At 73.1% G+C, this 18,152-nt stretch carries 11 protein-coding genes; 7 read left to right on the forward strand and 4 right to left on the reverse strand.

From position 1 onward, the window contains the following. Positions 1 to 160 precede the first annotated feature (160 nt). Positions 161 to 1,078 (reverse strand): hypothetical protein, encoded by a 918-nt coding sequence (locus BLT82_RS09650; RefSeq protein WP_093653474.1) that lies wholly within the window; start codon positions 1,076 to 1,078, stop codon positions 161 to 163. 191 nt (positions 1,079 to 1,269) lie between these two features. On the opposite strand from BLT82_RS09650, the gene BLT82_RS09655 reads away from it, so the two are divergent. From BLT82_RS09655 to BLT82_RS09665, 3 genes are all read left to right on the forward strand, one after another. Beyond that, positions 1,270 to 3,366 carry a phosphocholine-specific phospholipase C gene (locus BLT82_RS09655; protein WP_093653475.1) on the forward strand — a complete coding sequence of 699 codons (2,097 nt, stop codon included), beginning with the start codon at positions 1,270 to 1,272 and terminating at the stop codon, positions 3,364 to 3,366. A 231-nt stretch (positions 3,367 to 3,597) separates the two neighbouring features. Next, positions 3,598 to 6,009 carry an MMPL family transporter gene (locus BLT82_RS09660; RefSeq protein ID WP_244291899.1) on the forward strand — a complete coding sequence of 804 codons (2,412 nt, stop codon included), beginning with the start codon at positions 3,598 to 3,600 and terminating at the stop codon, positions 6,007 to 6,009. 63 nt (positions 6,010 to 6,072) lie between these two features. Continuing rightward, entirely contained in the window at positions 6,073 to 6,636 is a 564-nt protein-coding gene (locus BLT82_RS09665; protein WP_093653476.1) for a GNAT family N-acetyltransferase, read from the forward strand. Positions 6,637 to 6,780: 144 nt separating this feature from the next. On the opposite strand, the gene BLT82_RS09670 is transcribed toward BLT82_RS09665, so the two are convergent. Continuing rightward, the gene (locus tag BLT82_RS09670; protein ID WP_093653477.1) at positions 6,781 to 7,764 is read right to left on the reverse strand and encodes a phosphotransferase family protein; all 984 of its coding nucleotides are present in this window, start codon (positions 7,762 to 7,764) and stop codon (positions 6,781 to 6,783) included. 285 nt (positions 7,765 to 8,049) lie between these two features. On the opposite strand from BLT82_RS09670, the gene BLT82_RS09675 reads away from it, so the two are divergent. Both BLT82_RS09675 and BLT82_RS09680 read left to right on the forward strand, forming a co-directional pair. Beyond that, complete coding sequence (locus tag BLT82_RS09675; RefSeq protein ID WP_093653478.1) at positions 8,050 to 8,247, forward strand: hypothetical protein; 198 nt, start codon at positions 8,050 to 8,052, stop codon at positions 8,245 to 8,247. Between the two features lie 60 nt (positions 8,248 to 8,307). Further along, positions 8,308 to 11,364 carry a helix-turn-helix transcriptional regulator gene (locus BLT82_RS09680; RefSeq protein ID WP_093653651.1) on the forward strand — a complete coding sequence of 1,019 codons (3,057 nt, stop codon included), beginning with the start codon at positions 8,308 to 8,310 and terminating at the stop codon, positions 11,362 to 11,364. A 72-nt stretch (positions 11,365 to 11,436) separates the two neighbouring features. Here the strand turns inward: BLT82_RS09680 and BLT82_RS09685 are convergent, their stop codons facing one another. After that, a complete protein-coding gene (locus BLT82_RS09685) occupies positions 11,437 to 12,567 on the reverse strand; it encodes a PQQ-dependent sugar dehydrogenase (protein WP_244291910.1) in 1,131 nt (376 codons plus the stop codon). 154 nt (positions 12,568 to 12,721) lie between these two features. After that, positions 12,722 to 13,723 carry an aldo/keto reductase gene (locus BLT82_RS09690; protein WP_093653479.1) on the reverse strand — a complete coding sequence of 334 codons (1,002 nt, stop codon included), beginning with the start codon at positions 13,721 to 13,723 and terminating at the stop codon, positions 12,722 to 12,724. A gap of 90 nt (positions 13,724 to 13,813) precedes the next feature. On the opposite strand from BLT82_RS09690, the gene BLT82_RS09695 reads away from it, so the two are divergent. Together BLT82_RS09695 and BLT82_RS09700 are read left to right on the forward strand one after the other, a co-directional pair. Further along, positions 13,814 to 14,764: a 2-hydroxyacid dehydrogenase gene (locus BLT82_RS09695; RefSeq protein WP_208867800.1), complete on the forward strand. Its 951-nt coding sequence runs from the start codon at positions 13,814 to 13,816 to the stop codon at positions 14,762 to 14,764. 390 nt (positions 14,765 to 15,154) lie between these two features. Next, positions 15,155 to 18,010: a putative bifunctional diguanylate cyclase/phosphodiesterase gene (locus BLT82_RS09700; RefSeq protein WP_093653481.1), complete on the forward strand. Its 2,856-nt coding sequence runs from the start codon at positions 15,155 to 15,157 to the stop codon at positions 18,008 to 18,010. Positions 18,011 to 18,152 lie beyond the last annotated feature (142 nt).

Raw genomic sequence — 18,152 nt, forward strand, 5'->3', positions numbered from 1 at the left:
TACCCGGCCGGTCCGGCGGGCCGGGCGACGGCGCGCCGGGCGGGCCGTTCGAGGAGCCGGGCGGGACGGAGACGGGACAGACGGCGGGGCAGGGTGCGCGGCGCCGGTCCCCGCGCCGACCCCGCAGGCGCCGGTCCCTGCGCCGTCCCCGCGGCCGACCTCAGTACGCCCGTATGCCCAGGCCCGGCAGCCACAGTTCGCCGCGGTCGTCGACGCCGGACTCCCGGGCAGTCAGCTCCTGCGGACCGGCCGCGCCCCGCGAGCGCAGCTCCGTGACGGCCAGCCGCGCGGCCGCGGCCGCGGAGTTCTCGTCGGCCTCGGGGAAGGCCGAATGCCACCAGCCCCGGTCGTGGCCCTGCCAGCCGCACTCCCGCATCAGCCGGTCCCGCTCGGGGCCCTGCTGCGCGTCCCGGTCGTCGACGGCGACCTCCAGCCCCTCACCCGGGCTGTACGAGACGACGAGATCGCGGCCGGGGTCCCGGTCGGCCACGACCGTGAAGCCGGCCCAGTCGCCCGGGACCTGCACGGGAAGCTGCTCCGCCCAGGCGGCGAGCAGCAGCTCCAGCGCGCTCTCCAACTGCTCCCAGTCGCCCGCGAGCCGGTGGTCGGGGCGCTCGCCGGGCCACTCGCCCGGTCCGCCGCGGTACAACTGCCAGCTGTACGGCAGCAGGTCGAAGTCGTGCGGCTCGTCGGCCGACCAGGCACCGCCCCAGGTGAAGCACCGGTGCTCGCCCCGCTCCAGCTCCTCCGGCCGGTGCACCGACAGCGTGACGCGGAACCGGTCCCCCGAGAGCAGCACCAGCCGGTCCTCGTCGCGCCAGCGGACACTGGGCCCCCAGGCCGACCCGCCGTACAGCGTCGGCTCCCCGATCGTGGCCACGATCGGCCCGTAGACCTCCCGGAACGCCTCGCGCCGCTCCAGCCGCGTCGCCTCCGGGCGATGGTGCACGATCGCGACGGGCGCACCGCCCAGGTACTCCCCGGGCGACCCGTGCAGGCGCTCGGCGAGCCGGGCGGCCGCGGCGGCCGTCGTGGCCGTGGCGGCGATGGCGGTCTGCGATTCCCCCGGACTGGTCATGAGCCCATGGTGACAGTCCGCACGGACAACGCCACCGAATAGGCCCCGACGGCCGGTCGGCCACTGGCGGGATCTCGACTGGACTCTCCCGACGCCCTCTTGGACGTTCATCCCGCGGTCGTCCGCGGGCCTTTCCTCCGCCATCCGGCCTCATTAGCTTCCGGGCGTAACGAGGGACTCAGGAGGATCACTTGGCCACCGACATCTCACGGCGACGGCTGTTCGCACTCGGCGGAGGCGCTCTCGGCGCCGCCGCGGCCGGGTCCCTGCTGCCGCCCTCCCTGCAGGCGGCACTCGCCGCCGAACCGCCCGCCGGCGGACTGCGCGCCATCCGGCACGTGGTGATCCTGATGCAGGAGAACCGGTCCTTCGACCACTACTTCGGCTCCCTGCGAGGGGTACGCGGATTCGGCGACCGCAACGCCGTCGAACTCCCCTCGGGCACCTCCGTCTTCGAGCAGCCCGGGCCGCTCGGCACCGTGCTGCCCTTCCCGGTGCGCGGCGCCGCCGAGACGCAGACGAAGGACCTGCAGTACATCGGCGACCTCGACCACTCGTGGGACGGCGGGGCCGAGGCGTGGCGCGACGGCTGGATGGACGGCTGGATCTCCGCGAAGACCGCGGCCACCATGGCCTATTACGACCGTCGCGACATCCCGCTGCACTACGAGCTCGCCGACACGTTCACCGTCTGCGACGCCTACCACTCCTCGGTCCACACGTCGACGAGCCCCAACCGCAACCATCTGTGGAGCGGCTGGACCGGCCACGAGGCCGACGGCAGCCGCGCCGTGACGAACGCCGCGTACGCCGAGGGCACCCACCCCGGCTACCCGTGGCCCACGTACGCCGAGCGGCTGGAGAAGGCGGGCCGCAGCTGGAAGACGTACCAGGAGTGGGAGAACTTCACCGACAACAACATCGAGTTCTTCACCGTCTTCAAGCGGATCGCGCGGAAGGCGCTCGCCGCGGCCGGCGACTTCACGTACATGGAGGCCTTCTACGCGAAGGTCCGCGACAGCGCCGACCCGGCCGAGCGCGAGCGCCTGCTGGCCGCGCTGGAGGAGGGCGTCGCGACGCTGACAGCGCGGGAGAGGTCGCTCTTCGAGCGGGGGCTGCGGCGCGGCGAGACCGGCAGTCTCGCCGAGCGGTTCCGCGCCGACGTGGCGGCCGGCACGCTTCCCGAGGTCTCGTACCTGGTGCCGAGCGCGATCGACTCCGAGCACCCGGGCTCGTCCTCGCCGATCGCCTCCGCCACCCTCGTCTACAAGGTGCTGGACGCCCTCGGCTCCCACCCCGACGTCTGGCGGCACACCGTCGTGCTGATCAACTACGACGAGAACGACGGGTTCTTCGACCATGTGCCGCCGCCGGTCCCGCCCGCCGGCAACACCGACGAGCGCTGGCAGGGCAGGCCCACCGGCCTCGGCATCCGGGTCCCGCTGCTCGTCGTCTCCCCGTGGACCGTCGGGGGATGGGTCTGCTCCGAGACCTTCGACCACACCTCGGTGATCCGCTTCCTCGAGAAGTGGACGGGCATCGAGGAGCCCAACATCACGGATTGGCGGCGCACCGTCACCGGCGACCTCACCTCGGCGTTCGACTTCCGGCACGGCCGGCCGCTTCCCGCGGTGGAGCGGCCGGGGGCGATCCCGCCGTTCACCGGCCGCTGGCGGCCGCAGCCGCCAGCGGTCCAGCGCATGCCCGTACAGGAGCCGGGCACCCGGCCGGCCCGACCGCTGCCGTACCAGCCCGACGCGTGGGCGAAGGCCGGCAGGGGGGAGGTGACGGTCGCGCTCGCCAACACGGGACGCGCGAGCGCTCACCTCGCGCTCTATCCGTACGCCGGTGAGTTCCCCGTCCCGCAGCACAAGGACGTGAGGGGCGCGGCGCAGTGGAGCGTGCCTCTCGCCGGGGACTCCTACCGCTTCACGATCACCGGGCCGAACGGCTTCCGCCGGGAGTTCGAGGGACCGGCGACGGGAGCGGGCCCCGAGGTCGTCTCGCGGATCGACCACCACGACCGCGATCTGCACCTCACGTTCCGCAACGGCAAGGACCGCGCCGTCACCTTCACCCTCCGGCCGCTCGGGTACGTCGACGAGGAGGACCTGAGGGACTGGACCCGGAGGATCACGGTGAAGCCCGGCCGCAGCCGGAGCGTCGTGCACTCCGCCGCCGACGCCCACGGCTGGTACGACGTCGAGGTGACGACGGACGACGGGAGCGGCTTCCGCAGGCGTCTGATGGGGCACATCGAGAACGGCAGGCCCAGCGTCTCCGGATGACGTCGCGGACGAACGGGCGCCGGGCATTGCGGACATACCGGATTGCCGTGAGGGGAGGGAGGTTCGGGAGCGGCCGCCCCCGAATTCCCTCCACCTCTGTGAGTATGGCCACGAACCGGGCGAAGGCGCCCTAACGATCACTTTCTCCTGAGACAGTGTTGCCCTGCAGGTCATGTGTTCTTTACGGGCAGTTCCCAGTGAAGATCCACGAACCACCAGGGAGCCCGTCCGTTGTCCGCCATCGCCCGGTGGTGCATCAGGCACCGACTCGTCGCCGTCATGCTCTGGCTGTCGACCCTCTGCGGCGTCTCGGTCGCGGCGGTCCTCGCGGGCACGGCGTACTCGAACGACTACGACGTTCCCGGCACCGAATCGGGGCGGGCCACCGAACTCCTCCAGAACGGCTTCCACGGCAGGTTCGACGGCGGCGACACCATCGTCTGGCACAGCACTCGGGGCAGTGTGCGGGCGGCCGCCGTCGAGCAGCGGATGACCGCCGTGCTGAAGAAGGTCGAGCGGCTGGACGGCGTCGCCTCGGTCACCGGCCCGTACGACACCTCCCCGCAGTCCCCGTCCGGGAAGGCTTCGGGCAAGTCCTCGGACGGCAAACCGGACAGGACGGACGAGGCGGACTCGAAGAAGGTTTCGAAGAAGAACTCGAAGAAGGACGCGAAGGCGCGGTCGGACGGGAAGAGCGCGGCCGGGACCGGCTCCGCCGGGAAGGCCGGCGGCGGGGAGGGCGACGCCGGAACAGGGCAGGGCGCGGCCGGGCAGATCAGCGAGGACGGCCGCACGGCCTATGCGACCATCGTCTTCGAGGCGAAGGCGGCGGACGTCCCCGAGGCCCAGGCACGCGCCGTCGTGGACACGGCCAAGGCGGCCGCGCACGACGGACTCCAGGTCGAACTCGGCGGAAGCGCCACCGCGCTCGCCGAGACGCCCACCTCGCACCTCGCGGAGATCGTCGGCGTCGCCGTGGCCGCCGTGGTCCTCTTCCTCGCCTTCGGCTCACTGGCCGCGAGCCTCCTTCCCATCGCCACGGCACTCGTCAGCGTCGGTGCCGCGTACGCGGGCATCGTGCTGCTCGGCCACGTCATGGACGTCGCGGACTTCGCGCCCGTGCTCGGGCTGCTGATCGGACTCGGCGTCGGGATCGACTACGCGCTGTTCATCGTCACCCGGCACCGCAAGGGCCTCCGGCGGGGGCTGCCGGTCGCCGAAGCAGCCGAGAACGCCGTGGCGACCACGGGGCGGGCGGTCGTCTTCGCCGGTCTCACCGTCTGCATCGCGCTGCTCGGGATGCTGGTCCTGCGGCTGTCCTTCCTCAACGGAGTGGCGATCGCCGCCTGTCTGACCGTCCTCCTGACGGTCGCCGCGTCCGTGACCCTGCTGCCCGCGCTGCTGTCCTTCATCGGGATGCGCGCACTCGGCCGGCCCGAGCGCCGCCGGCTCGCCCGGCGGGGACCCCGGCCCGAGCTCCCGACCGGGTTCGCCGCCCGCTGGTCGGCGTTCGTCGAGCGCCGGCCCAAGCTGCTGGGACTGGTCGCCACGGCGGTGATGGCGGTCCTCGCGCTGCCCACGTTCTCGCTCCACCTCGGCACCTCCGACCAGGGCAACGCGCCCGCCTCCAGTACCACCCGCAAGGCGTACGACCTGGTCGCCGAGGGCTTCGGGCCGGGCACCAACGGTCCGCTCACGCTGGTCGCCGCCCTCGACGGCGCCGACGACCGGCTGGCGATGCAGCAGCTGCCCGCGGCCCTCCGGGCCACCGAGGGCGTCGCCTCCGTCAGCCCCGTGACGTTCAACAGCCGGGCCGACACCGCCGTGGTCACCGTCGTCCCCGACTCCCCGCCCCAGTCGCAGCGGACCAGCGAACTCGTCGACCGGCTGCGCGCCGACGTGCTGCCCGGGGCCGAGAGCGGGACCTCGCTCGAGGTCCACGTCGGCGGAGTGACCGCGAGCTACGACGACTTCGCCGACGTCATCGTCGGGAAACTGCCGATGTTCGTCGGTGCGGTCATCGCCCTGGGCTGTGTGCTGCTGCTGCTCGCCTTCCGCTCGGTCGGCATCCCGCTCAAGGCCGCGCTGATGAACGTGGTAGCGGTCGCCTCCGCTTTCGGCGTGGTCGTCGCCATCTTCCAGTGGGGCTGGGGATCCGAGCTGCTGGGACTCGGCAGCGCCGGTCCGATCGAGCCCTTCCTCCCCGTGATCATGGTCTCGGTGCTCTTCGGGCTCTCCATGGACTACCAGGTGTTCCTGGTCAGCCGGATGTACGAGGAGTGGCTGGAGACGCGGGACAACCGGCGTGCCGTAAGGGTCGGCCTCGCCGAGACCGGCCGGGTGATCAACTCGGCGGCGGTCATCATGATCTCCGTCTTCCTCGCCTTCGTCCTCAGCGGCGACAGGGTCATCGCGATGTTCGGCATCGGCCTGGCCGCGGCCGTCGCCCTCGACGCGTTCGTCCTGCGCACCCTGCTGGTGCCGGCGCTCATGCACATGCTGGGCAGCGCCAACTGGTGGCTGCCCGGCTGGCTGGACCGCCGCCTGCCGCGCATCAGCATCGAAACTCCCGAGAGCCTTTCGACCGCGCATGCGAAGATCGCCGGGATGCGCGTGAGCGAGGACAGCACGCTCGCGCGGTAGCCCGGTGCGAGGATCACGAGGCGGCCCGCCACGCGCGGCGCGCCACAAGGCGTAAGGAGCGGGATGTTCGCGATATCCCTGGGGGACGGCGCCGAACTGCGGCCCGTCGAACCCTGGCAGGCCGAGGAGTTCCTGGAGCACATCGAGCGCGCCCGGGAGTACGCCGGGCCCTGGGTGCCGCTGACGGTGAACGTGAAGGACGTCGAGTCGGCCCGTGCCGTGCTCCAGAACTACGCCGACAAGCAGGCCGCGGACACCGGCCGGCTCTGGGCCGTCCGGCTGGACGGCACGCTCGTCGGCGGTGTGCTCTTCCGGATCTTCGACACGTCGACCGAGTCCTGCGAGGTCGGCGTCTGGCTGGAGCCGTCCGCCGCCGGGCGGGGACTGATCAGCCGAGCCGTCGAGGTGCTCGTCGACTGGGCCGTCGAGGAGCGCGGGATGCACCGCGTCGAGTGGCTCGCCTCCTCCGCCAACCACCGCTCCATCGGCGTCGCCAAGCGGCTCGGGATGAGCCGGGACGGGGTGCTGCGCGAGAGCTTCCCGTGGCAGGGCGTTCGCCATGACATGGAGGTCTGGTCGGTCCTGGCCCCCGAGTGGCGGGCGCGCCGCGCCGCCGACCACCGCTGAGGCCCCGGCGCCGTACCGGCCCGTGCCGGTCCCCTGGCCGCGCCGCGCCGTTCCCGTCGTGCTCCAGGTGCCGCCGAGCGCTCGCGCCGGCCGCTCGCTCCCCGGACGCCGGCCGCGGGGGAGGCGCAGGAGCGGGAGGAGGGCTCAGGCGTAACGGTCGAAGAGGGCCTGGACGTAGTCCTCCAGCCTGTCCGTGAGCAGGTCCGGAGTCAGGTCGGTACGGCCCAGCTCCCGCCACGGCCCGGCCACCTTCTCCGCGTCGGGCGTGAACGCCAGTGCGTCCAGCAGCCGCCAGTACAGATGCGCCGACGGGTCGTCGGCGAGCGTTCCCCCGGCCGTCGCGTACAGATCGGCGAATCGCATGCCCGCCGGTGCGCCGTACAGAAGGGCCAGGGCGCTGGAGCAGTGCGCCACGTCCAGATCGGCCGGTCCCCAGGACGTCTCCACCCAGTCGACCACCCCGCTGATCCGCAGATCGTCGCCGGTGCCGGTGAAGAGCACGTTGCCCGGATGGAGGTCGCGGTGGAGGAAGCACCCCCGGTGCACCGGCGGCGCCTGGCGTATGACGTCCACCGCGCGCCGCCAGAGCCCCGGCCGCAGCGTGCCCGAAGGCGGGGTGACGCGTGCCGCCGAGGTCCACGCCTGATAGGCACGGGGTCGTGTCGCCCCGGTCACCGGCACCCTGTGGATGCGCAGGAGCTGGTCCGCGAGCAGGCGCGCCCGCCGTCCGGCATCCTCGTCGTCGTCCACGCGCACCTCGCCCGGCAGCAGCGACATGAGCAGGGAGGGGTGGGCGCAGTGCTCGGCCGTGGCGTCGACGGCGACGAATGACGCCGCCGGGACGTCGGTGGGCGCGAGCAGCCGGAGGACGTCCGCCTCGCGCGTCAGCAGGCCCGGTGCATGGCGTACGAAGAAGGGCTTGACGAACGAGCGCAGCACGAGCGTTCGTTCGCCGGCCGGACCCGTCACGGCCAGCCGCCTCATCTCGGAGGTCCAGCCGCCACGCAGCCGTGCCGCGCCGGTGACGTGCTCGCCCTCGGCGAGGTTGTCCGCCACCCAGGCGCCGGTCGCGGTACGGCCCTCCCCGTCCGGCCATTCGCAGTTCCCCGTGGTCCCAGTGGTGATCATCCGGCCAGGCTATGTCTTCCCGGCGCGGCCGGTACGGCCTTCCGGCGGGCACGGTCCGTCCCTTGGCGGCTCGGGACCCCGGCACCTCGACGAACTGCCCCAGCGCTGGGGGCGCTTGGGGTACTCAGGTCGGTCGCGGCCGCATGCGGTCCGTTCTAAGGCCCCCGGCCGCGTGAAGATGCGGAACTTTCCCGATGCGGAACCGCCGCCTGGGGGACGAGAGTCGAGGCATCGACCGCGGCGAGGGCGACCAGCCTCCTCGCCCCGTCCCCCAGGGAGAACATCGTGTTCGAGTACCAGCTCCACACCATCCGGCACGCCGAGATGCTGCGCCGGGCAGACGACGAGCGGCTGGCCCGCGACGTGCGTGCCGCTCGCCGAGCGGCACGCCGCGCCGCACCCCAACGCGCCCCCGAGGGGCGGGTGGACAGTCGCGAGGGGAGGAGCGGAGGCGGCCGGGTCCGCTTCACCCGGGCCGCCTGACGGGACGGGTCCATGACGGTCATCCCGATGTACCACGCCGCCGGGCCGGACGCCTGTGCGATGCTCGGCGGCGTGGAGACCAGGTCCCTCAGCCCCGTCTTCGTCGGCCGCACCGGCGAATTGACCGCACTCGGCCAGGCGCTCTCCCGCGCCGCCGCGGGAGAGCCGCAGGCATTGCTCATCGCGGGCGAGGCGGGGGTGGGCAAGACCCGCCTCGTCGAGGAGTTCCACGGGGAGGTCTGCCGGGCCGGCGCCGTCGTCGCCCTCGGCGGCTGCGTCGAGATCGGTGCCGACGGCCTGCCGTTCGCGCCCTTCTCGACCGCCCTGCGTGCCCTGCGCCGGCAGCTGCCGGACGAACTCGCCGCAGCGGCAGCCGGGCAGGAGGAGGCACTGGCCCGGCTGCTCCCGGAACTGGGGGAGGCCCCCGTCCGGCAGCAGGGGCGGCCCGACGAGGAGAGCACAGCCCGTCTCTTCGAGCTCACCGCCCGGCTGCTCGAGCGGGTCGCAGCCGAGCGGACGGTCGTCCTCGTGCTGGAGGACCTGCACTGGGCCGACGCCTCCACCCGGCACCTGCTCGCCTATCTGCTGCGCACCCTGCGCACCGGCCGGCTCGTGGTGCTCGCCACCTACCGTTCCGACGACATCCACCGGCGGCACCCGCTGCGCCCGCTGCTCGCCGAACTCGACCGGCTGAGGGCCGTCCAGCGCGTCGAAGTGCCCCGCTTCAGCCGCGACGAGGTCGCCCGCCAGATGGCCGGGATCCTCGCGGCCGAACCGGCCGCCTCGCTCGTCGACGACATCTTCGAACGCTCCGACGGCAACGCCTTCTTCGTGGAGGAACTGGCCGTCGCCGCGCACGAAGGCTGCCCCACCGGACTGACCGACTCCCTGCGCGATCTGCTGCTCGTCCGCGTCGAAGGGCTGCCGGAGCACACCCAGCGCGTCGTCCGGATCGTCGCCGAGGGAGGCTCCACCGTGGAGCACGCGCTGCTCGCGGCCGTCGCGGGACTCGTCGACGACGAGCTCGACACGGCACTGCGCGCCGCCGTCGGCGCCAACCTGCTCCTCGCCACACCCGAGGGCGACGGCTACCGCTTCCGCCACTCCCTGGTGCGCGAGGCCGTCAGCGACGACCTGCTGCCCGGCGAGCGGTCGCGACTCAACCGCCGTTACGCCGAAGCCCTCGAAGCCGCTCCCGGTCTCGTCCCCGCCGACCAGCGCGCTGCCCGCCTCGCCAGCTACTGGTACTCCGCCCACGACGCGGCCAAGGCCCTCCCCGCCGTGCTGGAGGCCTCCGCGGCGGCTCGCAAACGCCACGCCTACGCCGAGCAGTTGAGACTGCTGGAACGGGCCATGGAGCTCTGGGAGGACGCACCCGCCGCGGTCCGTTCCGCGCTGCGGCCGATCGACTACGCCGGCGCCTACCCTCCCTGCGGCTGCGATCCCGCGACGACGTCCCTGCGGTTCCTCGACCTGCTGGCCGAGGCCGCCGTGGCCGCCCGGCTCTGCGGCGAACGCGAGCGCGCACTCAAGATCGTGAAGACGGCGCTGCGCCTGCTGGAGGCGGGGGAGCCCGGTTCCTCCTGCGGCCCCGGGGGCACCGACTTCCAGCGGTCCGCCTGGTTCTGGACCGAACGCTCCAGGCTGGTGCAGAACCTCGGCCGCGGTGACGGCTGGGAGGAGATCGCCGCGGCTCGGGAGCTGGTGCGCGGGCTGCCGCCGTCGGCCGTCCATGCGCAGGTCCTCGCCACCGCCGCCGGCTGGGGCATGCTCCACGCGCCCGGCCCCGACAGCCTCGTCGCCGCGGAGCGGGCCGTCGAGTACGCCCGGGTCGTCGGGGCCGAGGAGATCGAACTCGACGCGCGGCTCACCCTCGGCGGTCTCATGGTCGACGCCGGTGACATCGACGACGGTCTCGCCGAGATGCACGCCGTGCTGGAACGCGCCCGGCGGCTGGGCCTGGTCGCCGAGGCCGGCCGCGCCTACACCAACCTCGCCTCCGTGCTCCAGTCCATCGGCCAGTCCCGGGAAGCGGTGGCCATCGGCGCCGAGGGGCTGGAGTTCTGCCGGCAGCACGGTCTGGTGGACAACGCCGACTGGGTCCTCGGCAACCTCGCCGCGGCCCAGTTCTCGCTCGGACTCTGGGAGGAGACGGAACAGGCCGCCCGCCGGCTCCTGGCGACCGCGCACAGCTCCAAGCCGCGCGGGGCGGCGAGCTGTCTGCTCGCACGGATCGCCGTACGCCGTGGCCGGCCGGACGCCGCCGCACGCCACCTGTCCGACGCCCAGGAGCACTACGGGCCGCACGATCCGATGCCCCAGAACTCCCTCCTGCTCGCGGAGGTATCCCTGGCCGTCGCCGTCGCGGAGGGCCGTGTCGCCGATGTCCGCCGGGAGTTCGCACGGGTCGCGCGGGACGGCTTCCCCACGGGCACCCATCGCTACGCCTGGCCGCTCGTGGTCCTCGCCGCCACCGCCGAAGCCGGCGCGCGTGGTCTCCCCGCCGCCGAGGCAGGGCGGGCCGAAGCCCTCCTGCTGATCGGCACGACCGCGAGGCGCCTCGTCACGCCGGTGGAACTCTGGCGGGCCCACGCCCTCCAGGCGGGCGCCGAACTCCTCGGTGCCGAGGGCCGGGAGAGCGGCGACCGCTGGCGGGAGGCCGCGGCCGCCTTCGAGCCCCTGGACCGCCCCTACGAGCTGGCCCTTGTCCGGCTCCGCACGGCGGACGCGCTGCTCGCCGGGGGCGGACACCGCGACGAGGCGGCCGAGTTGCTCCGCGGCGCCCACACGACGGCCCGGGCGCTCGGGGCGCGCCGCCTGGCCGAGGACATCGAGCTCCTCGCCCAGCGCGCCCGCCTGCGGCTGCACGAGCCCGAGCCGCCGTCCGGGCCGGCGCCGGCCCCTGCCGAAGACCTCGGGCTGACCCCTCGCGAACAGGATGTCCTCCGCCTCGTCGCCGCCGGGCGCACGAATCGTCAGATCGCCGAGGAGCTCTTCATCTCGCCCAAGACCGCGAGCGTCCATGTCTCCAACATCCTGGCCAAACTCGGCGTCACCGGCCGGGGCGAGGCGGCGGCTCTCGCGCACCGTCTTCGGCTCTTCCCGGCGTCTGCCTGAACCCTCCGCCGGTTCCCACCCCGTGCGGACCGGCAACGCCGGACGCCGCCTGCCGTCACCGGGGGGCGACGGTCACCCGACCGTCAGCCGCAGGATCCTGTCGTCCCCGGCCCCGGGCGTCCCCCGGTTGTCCGTCTCGCTGGTGACCAGCCAGACGTCCCGGCCGCCCGGGGCCCCGGCGACCGGCAGGACCGTGCGCAGCCGGCCGTACTCCTCCTCGAGGAACGCCTGAGGGGCCGCGGACGGCTCGGTGCCGGCGAGCGGAATGCGCCACAGGCGCTCGCCCCTGAGCCCCGCCATCCAGATGGATCCGGCGGCATAGGCGATCCCGCTCGGTGACGCCTCCTCGGTACGCCACTGCGCCACCGGGTCCACGAAGCCGGCCTTGCCGGCCTTGCCCTCGGCATCGGGCCAGCCGTAGTTCTTCCCGGGCTCGACGAGGTTCAGCTCGTCCCAGGTGTTCTGCCCGAACTCCGAGGCCCACAGCCGGTTCCGGGAGTCCCAGGCGAGGCCCTGCACATTGCGGTGGCCGTACGAATAGACCACGGAGTCGGCCGACGGGTTGCCGTGCACGGGCCGGCCGTCGGGGGTCATCCGGAGGATCTTGCCGCCCAGTGACTCCTTGTCCTGGGCCAGACCCGTCTCACCCGTCTCGCCGGTGCCCGCGTACAGCATCTTGTCCGGGCCGAAGGCGATCCGCCCGCCGTTGTGGATGCGGCCCTTGGGGATGCCGCGCAGGATGGTGTCGGGTGCGCCGAGCTGCTGCCCCGCCGGCTTGCGCTCGTCGTACAGCATGCGGGCGATGCGGTTGTCCGACGCGGTGGTGAAGTAGGCGTACACCAGATTGTCGGAGGCGAAGGAGGGCGAGACGGCGAGGCCCATCAGCCCGCCCTCGCCGGCCGGGGCCACGCCCGGCACCGAGCCGATCAACGTCTTCTTCCCGGACCGCGCGTCGATGCGCGTGATCGTGCCCTCGTCCCGCGACGACACCAGCAGATCGCCGTCGGGGAGGGCCGCGAGGCCCCAGGGCGACTTCAGATCCCGGGTGAGCGTGGCCGCGACCTTCACCGACCCCTTCGCCGGGGGTGCCGGGACCGAGGCGTCGCCGGCCGGGCTCGACGGCGTCGCCGGGCGGGAGGGAGCGCTGTCGCGACCGGCCGGCGCGTCCGCCCCGCCGTCGGACGAGCACCCGGTGGAGAGCATCAGCGCGGCAGCTGCCAGCACGGCCGTCACCACTGAACGTTGCACGGTCCTGGTTCCCTTCGCCGGATGGACTGGGCGGCGCGCGAACCGCGGGAGCCGCACGCCTACTGTTCTTACACCGCAGCCCGGCCCGGGGTTCCCGATCCTCGCGAACCTACTGGTCCCAGGATCCCCTGGCCGGCGGCAGTGCCGCGATCTCGGCGGCGTCCCGCGGCGTCAGCTCCAGCCGCGCCGCCGCCGCGTTCTCCACGGCCCACCGCTCCCGTTTGGCACCGGGTACCGGTACGACGTGCCGTCCCTGCCCCAGTACCCAGGCGAGCGCCACCTGGGCGGGGGTCGTGCCGGGGCCGTGCCGCTCGGCGACCCGCCGCAGCCCCGCCACCACCGGCTGGTTCGCGGCCATCATCTCCGCCGTGAAGCGCGGGTGCCGGGCCCGGAGGTCGTCGGGCTCGAAACCCTCCCCGGGCGTCAGCGTGCCGGTGAGGAATCCGCTGCCCAGCGGCATCGCGGCCAGGAACCCCACACCGCGCGCCTCGCACCAGGGAAGCAGCGGGTCGAGCGCCTCCGGCGACCACACCGACAGCTCCGCCTGGACCGCGCTCACCGGGAAGACCTGCTGCACCCGCTCCAGCTGCCGGATCGTTTCGTCATGGCGCCCGGCGCCGGGTCTGCGCGAGGCGCGCGCCCCCACCGCGCACAGGCCGAGCGCCCGGACCTTCCCGGCCGACACCAGTTCCGCCATGGCACCCCAGGTCTCCTCCACGGGGACCTCCGGGTCCGCCCGGTGGAGCTGGTAGAGGTCGATGACGTCGGTGCCGAGCCGGCGCAGCGACGCGTCACAGGCCCGCCGCACGTATCCGGGCCGGCCGTTGGCGACGACGTGCTGGTCCCCGACGAGCAGTCCGACCTTCGTCGAGACGAAGGCGTCCGACCGCCGCTCCTTCAGCACTCTGCCGAGCAGGAGTTCGTTGGTGAAGGGACCGTACATGTCGGCCGTGTCGAGCAGCGTCACCCCGGCGTCCAGTGCCGCGTGCACGGTCCGCAGCGACCGGTCGCCGCGCTGCTGCGAGCCGGTGTACCCCCAGCTCATCGGCATGCATCCGAGGCCGATCGCGCCCACGCCGAGCGCCGCCGCACCGATTGTCCTGCGGTCCACCTGCCCGTACCCCTCCTCGTGCCGCCCCCCAAACTAACGTCTGCCTCCCGCCGCGCCGCGCCCAGCCTCCCGGCGGTTAGCCTCCTGGCCATGACTGCTGACGTGTGGCTCCCGATTCCGGCCGACGAGATCGAAGGGCTCCCCGCTCCCTCGGAGTCGGGGCTCGACTACCGCTTCTGGGACGGCGGACGGGACTTCCCCGCGGATCCCGCGGACTGCGCCTTCTACGTGGTCCCGTACATGAAGGGCACGGACGTCGCCGTGCGGCCGCTCGCCGCGATGACGAACGTGCGGGTCGTGCAGACCCTCTCGGCGGGCATCGACCACGTCGAGCCGGGCCTCGGCTCCCTGCCGCCGGGCGTGCGGCTGTGCAACGCCCGGGGGGTGCACGAGGCGAGTACGGCCGAACTCGCCCTCGCCCTGATCCTGGCCTCCCTGCGCGGCATCCCCCGCTTCGTCGAGGGTCAGCGGCTGGAGCAGTGGCACGCCGGCTTCTACCCGGCGCTCGCCGACAAGTCGGTGCTCATCGTGGGCTACGGCGCGATCGGTGCGGCCATCGAGGACCGGCTCGTGCCGTTCGAGTGTGCGCGGGTGGCGCGCGTCGCGCGCTCCGCCCGTACCACTGAGCGCGGCGAAGTGCACGCACTCACCGATCTGCCGGCGCTGCTTCCGGAGGCCGACGTGGTGATCCTCTCCACCCCGCTCACGCCGGCCACGCGCCATCTCGCCAACGCCGGATTCCTCTCGCGGATGAAAGACGGCGCCCTTCTGGTGAACGTGGCGCGCGGGCCGGTCGTCGACACCGAAGCGCTGCTCAAGGAGGTCGAGACCGGCCGGATCACCGCGGCGCTCGACGTCACCGACCCCGAGCCGCTGCCCGCCGGGCATCCGCTGTGGCACGCCCCCGGCGTCCTCGTCAGCCCCCATGTCGGCGGCTCCACATCGGCGTTCCTGCCCCGCGCCAAGCGGCTGCTGGCCGCACAGCTGACCCGCTACGCGGCGGGTGAGGCTCTGCGAAACGTGGTCCTCACGACCGGGTAGACGCCACACTGGTACGCGCCGGACACCCTGCGGAGTCGGTCGGATGCGCCCCGTGTCGACAAACAGTCTTGCCGTCACTGAGCGTAGATGACCTATGTCCCTGAGTGACGAGTCTGGTGTATCGTCCCGACTTGGGGGCTGCGTCGGGTTCGGGAACGGCGCTGCGGAGCGACCAGACTTCGAGGGGGGTCGACGGGCGATGCACGGCCAGTGGACGAACCATCCGACGCGGCGGGAGCGCCGCCGACCACCCTCGCACGCTCCGATGCGAGGGCCGGCCGTCCCGGCCCGCCCCGGTCCGCCGGACGTGCCGCGCAGGCGTTTCCGGAGTGGCCCGCACGGCCGGCCCCGCAGGCGGAGCCGGATGAAAACGCTGTCAGGGGCGGCACGGTGATCGCCCCCGCGGCGCTCCTCGCCCGCCGCCAGGTGCAGGAAAACGGCGGCGGGACGGGGCTGCTGCCACAGGTCCTGCTGGTCCTCGCGAGCGGTGGCTACGCCATCGGTGCGGCGTTCGGCTGGGGATCCGAGCAACTGGCGCTGATCATGGGCGACTTCGGGCTGAGCTTCGCCGCCGGACTCGCCGCGGTCTCCTGCTTCCTCTACGCGCGTGCGCGCGGCAGCCGCTTCCGCCCCGCCTGGATGCTGTTCTCCGTGTCCTCCGCCATGGCGGCCTGCGGGAACGCGGTCTGGGGGTGGTACGAGGTGGTCCTCGACCGGCCGGTCCCCAGCCCCTCCCCGGCCGACCTGTTCTTCCTCTGCTTCGCCCCGCCCGCCATCGTCGGGCTGCTCGTCCTCGCCAAGCGGCCCGTCACCAGGGCCGGCTGGGTGTGCCTGGGCCTGGACGCCTGGCTCATCGGCGGTTCGCTGCTCACGCTTTCCTGGAGCCTCGCCCTCGCCCACACCGCGCACTTCGAGGGCGAGAGCGTGTCCGAGGCGGCGCTCTCGCTCGCCTATCCGCTGCTCGACATCGTTCTCGTCAGCATGGTGCTGGCCCTGCACTTCCGGCGATCGCACGTCAACAGGTCCGGCATCAACACCGCGATCGCCGCTCTCGCCCTGACCGTGCTGTGCGACGCGCTGTTCACCTCACCGCTGCTGCGTGAGAGCTACCGCTCGGGACAACTGCTCGACGCGGGCTGGTTCGCCGCCTCCCTCCTCCTCGCCTACGCGCCGTGGGGGGTGCGCCGGACGGAGCCGCCCGCCGCCCCGGTCCGCGGCCCCCGGCCGACCGGGCGGCCCATCACGGGCTCGCTCGCGGCCCTCACCCCCTATCTGGCCGCCGCCGTCTGCACGCTCGGCATCCTCTACAACGTCATCGAGGGCCGGAGAGTGGACCGTGTGGTGGTCTTCACCGGATGCGCGGTCGTCCTCGCCCTCGTCGTACGGCAGGGCATCATGCTGCTCGACAACATCGCCCTCACGCATGAACTCGCCCAGAAGGAGAACCACTTCCGCTCCCTGGTGCAGGGGTCCAGCGATGTGATCATGATCGCCGCGCCGACGGGCATACTCCGCTACGTCAGTCCGGCCGCCGCCGGCGTCTACGGCCGCGACGCGGACGAGCTCATCGGTTCCGAGCTGTCGTCGCTCATCCATCCCGAGGACCTCGGGCGCGTCGTCCACGAGGTGCGCAGATTCCTGGCGGCGGCCCCCGCGGAGGAGCCCACCACCCGGATCGAGTGCCGCTTCAGGTCGGGCACCGGCCAGTGGCTGAACGTCGAGTCCACGGTGAAGCGCCACCAGGGCGGGCTCATCTTCAACAGCAGGGACGTCACCGAACGGGTGCGTCTCCAGGCCCAGTTGCAGCACAACGCCGAGCACGACCCGCTCACCGACCTGCCGAACAGGGCCCTGTTCACCGAGCGGGTGCGGCAGGCGCTCGGCGGCCGGCGGGCCGGCGACGCCGGCACGGCCGTGCTCTTCATCGACCTCGACGGCTTCAAGGGAGTGAACGACCGCCACGGCCACCAGGCAGGCGACGAGCTGCTGATCCAGGCCGCCCGCCGGCTCCACGAATCCGTGCGGGCGGGGGACACCGCGGCCCGGCTCGGCGGCGACGAGTTCGCCGCGCTCATCCTCGGCGACGGCTCGCGCGACCAGGAAGCCCGGGAGCGCCAGGTGCAGGAGATCGCCGACCGGCTGAGGCTGATGCTCTCCCAGCCGTACCGGGTGGAGGGCAACGAGCTGAGGGTCGCCGCGTCCATCGGGGTCGCCTTCGCCGAGCCCGGCATCAGCGCCGGAGACCTGCTGCGCAACGCCGACCTGGCCATGTATCGGGCCAAGGCCGGCGGCAAGGACAGGGTCGAGCTCTACGCGCCGCAGATGCAGACCGACACGGCCCTGCTCTCGGACCGGTCCGCCCGGTCGCGCCCCGCACTCCACGACGGCGAGTTCACACTGCTCCACCAGCCCGTCGTCGGCCTCGCGGACGGCCGGATCGCGGCCGTGGCGGCCCAGGCGCGCTGGAGATCGTCCCAGGGCATTCTCTTCACCCCCGACGAGCTGCGCCGGGTCGCCGACGACGGCGATCCGACCGCGGGATTCGGCCACCGGCTGCTGGAGGAGGCCGTCGAGCAGGCGGCGGAGCGCGTCCGGCTCGGTCACCGCATCCCCGTGTCGGTGCGCATCCCCGCCCGCCGGCTGCTGGACCGGTCCACGCCGCTCGGCTCCATCGAGAGCCTGCTCACCCGCCATGGGCTGCCCTCGGGCTCCCTGGTGATCGAACTGGCCGACAGCGACCCGCGGATCTCCTTCGACGAACTGGAGCAGCGTCTGGTGGCCTTGCGCAGACTCGGCGTACGGATCGCGCTGGACGGCTTCGGCAGCGGTTACGCGGCGATCATCGCCCTGCGCAGGCTCCCGATCGACGTGCTCAGACTCGATCGCGGTCTGGTCGAGGGCGTGGTGGAGTCGGCCAGGCTGCACAAGATCACCGCGGGGTTGCTGCGGATCGCCCGGGACCTCGGAATGCAGTCCGTGGCGGACGGGGTGGACGTGCCCGAGCAGGTCATGGCCCTACGCGCCATGGGGTGCTCGCACGGCCAGGGGATGGCCTTCTCCGGGCCCCTCGACGAGCACCGGCTGCGCCGTGTGCTGGCGCGCGGCGAGTTCCCGGTGCCCGGCGGCTCCGCCCTGCCGGTCCTGTCCGGCCGGGCGCTGCCGGCCCGGCGCTCCCCGGCCGCTCCCGAGATCGTCGGCCGTCCCCCGATGCGCTCAAATAATGAGACGCCTGTCCCACCCACTTGACAGTCATGGTCCGCCGGGGGGAGGGTCAGTGCCATGCGCACCCGAATTCTCGTACTTGGAAAGCGCGTCGGCTGAAGCATGGCCCTGCACGGGCACTGCAGACCGCACCGGCGCGCTCCCCTCGCTTGCCTCCCGGCACGAG

The sequence above is a fragment of the Streptomyces wuyuanensis genome (assembly GCF_900103455.1).
GTDB classification, from domain to species: domain Bacteria; phylum Actinomycetota; class Actinomycetes; order Streptomycetales; family Streptomycetaceae; genus Streptomyces; species Streptomyces wuyuanensis.

Bases quoted from the DNA above. Each gene is read 5' to 3' on its own strand.
- BLT82_RS09665 (WP_093653476.1), top strand. From the start codon at position 6,073: ATGTTCGCGATATCCCTGGGGGACGGCGCCGAACTGCGGCCCGTCGAA.
- BLT82_RS09685 (WP_244291910.1), bottom strand. From the start codon at position 12,567: ATGCTCTCCACCGGGTGCTCGTCCGACGGCGGGGCGGACGCGCCGGCC.
- BLT82_RS09695 (WP_208867800.1), top strand. From the start codon at position 13,814: ATGACTGCTGACGTGTGGCTCCCGATTCCGGCCGACGAGATCGAAGGG.
- BLT82_RS09680 (WP_093653651.1), top strand. From the start codon at position 8,308: ATGCTCGGCGGCGTGGAGACCAGGTCCCTCAGCCCCGTCTTCGTCGGC.
- BLT82_RS09650 (WP_093653474.1), bottom strand. From the start codon at position 1,078: ATGACCAGTCCGGGGGAATCGCAGACCGCCATCGCCGCCACGGCCACG.
- BLT82_RS09670 (WP_093653477.1), bottom strand. From the start codon at position 7,764: ATGATCACCACTGGGACCACGGGGAACTGCGAATGGCCGGACGGGGAG.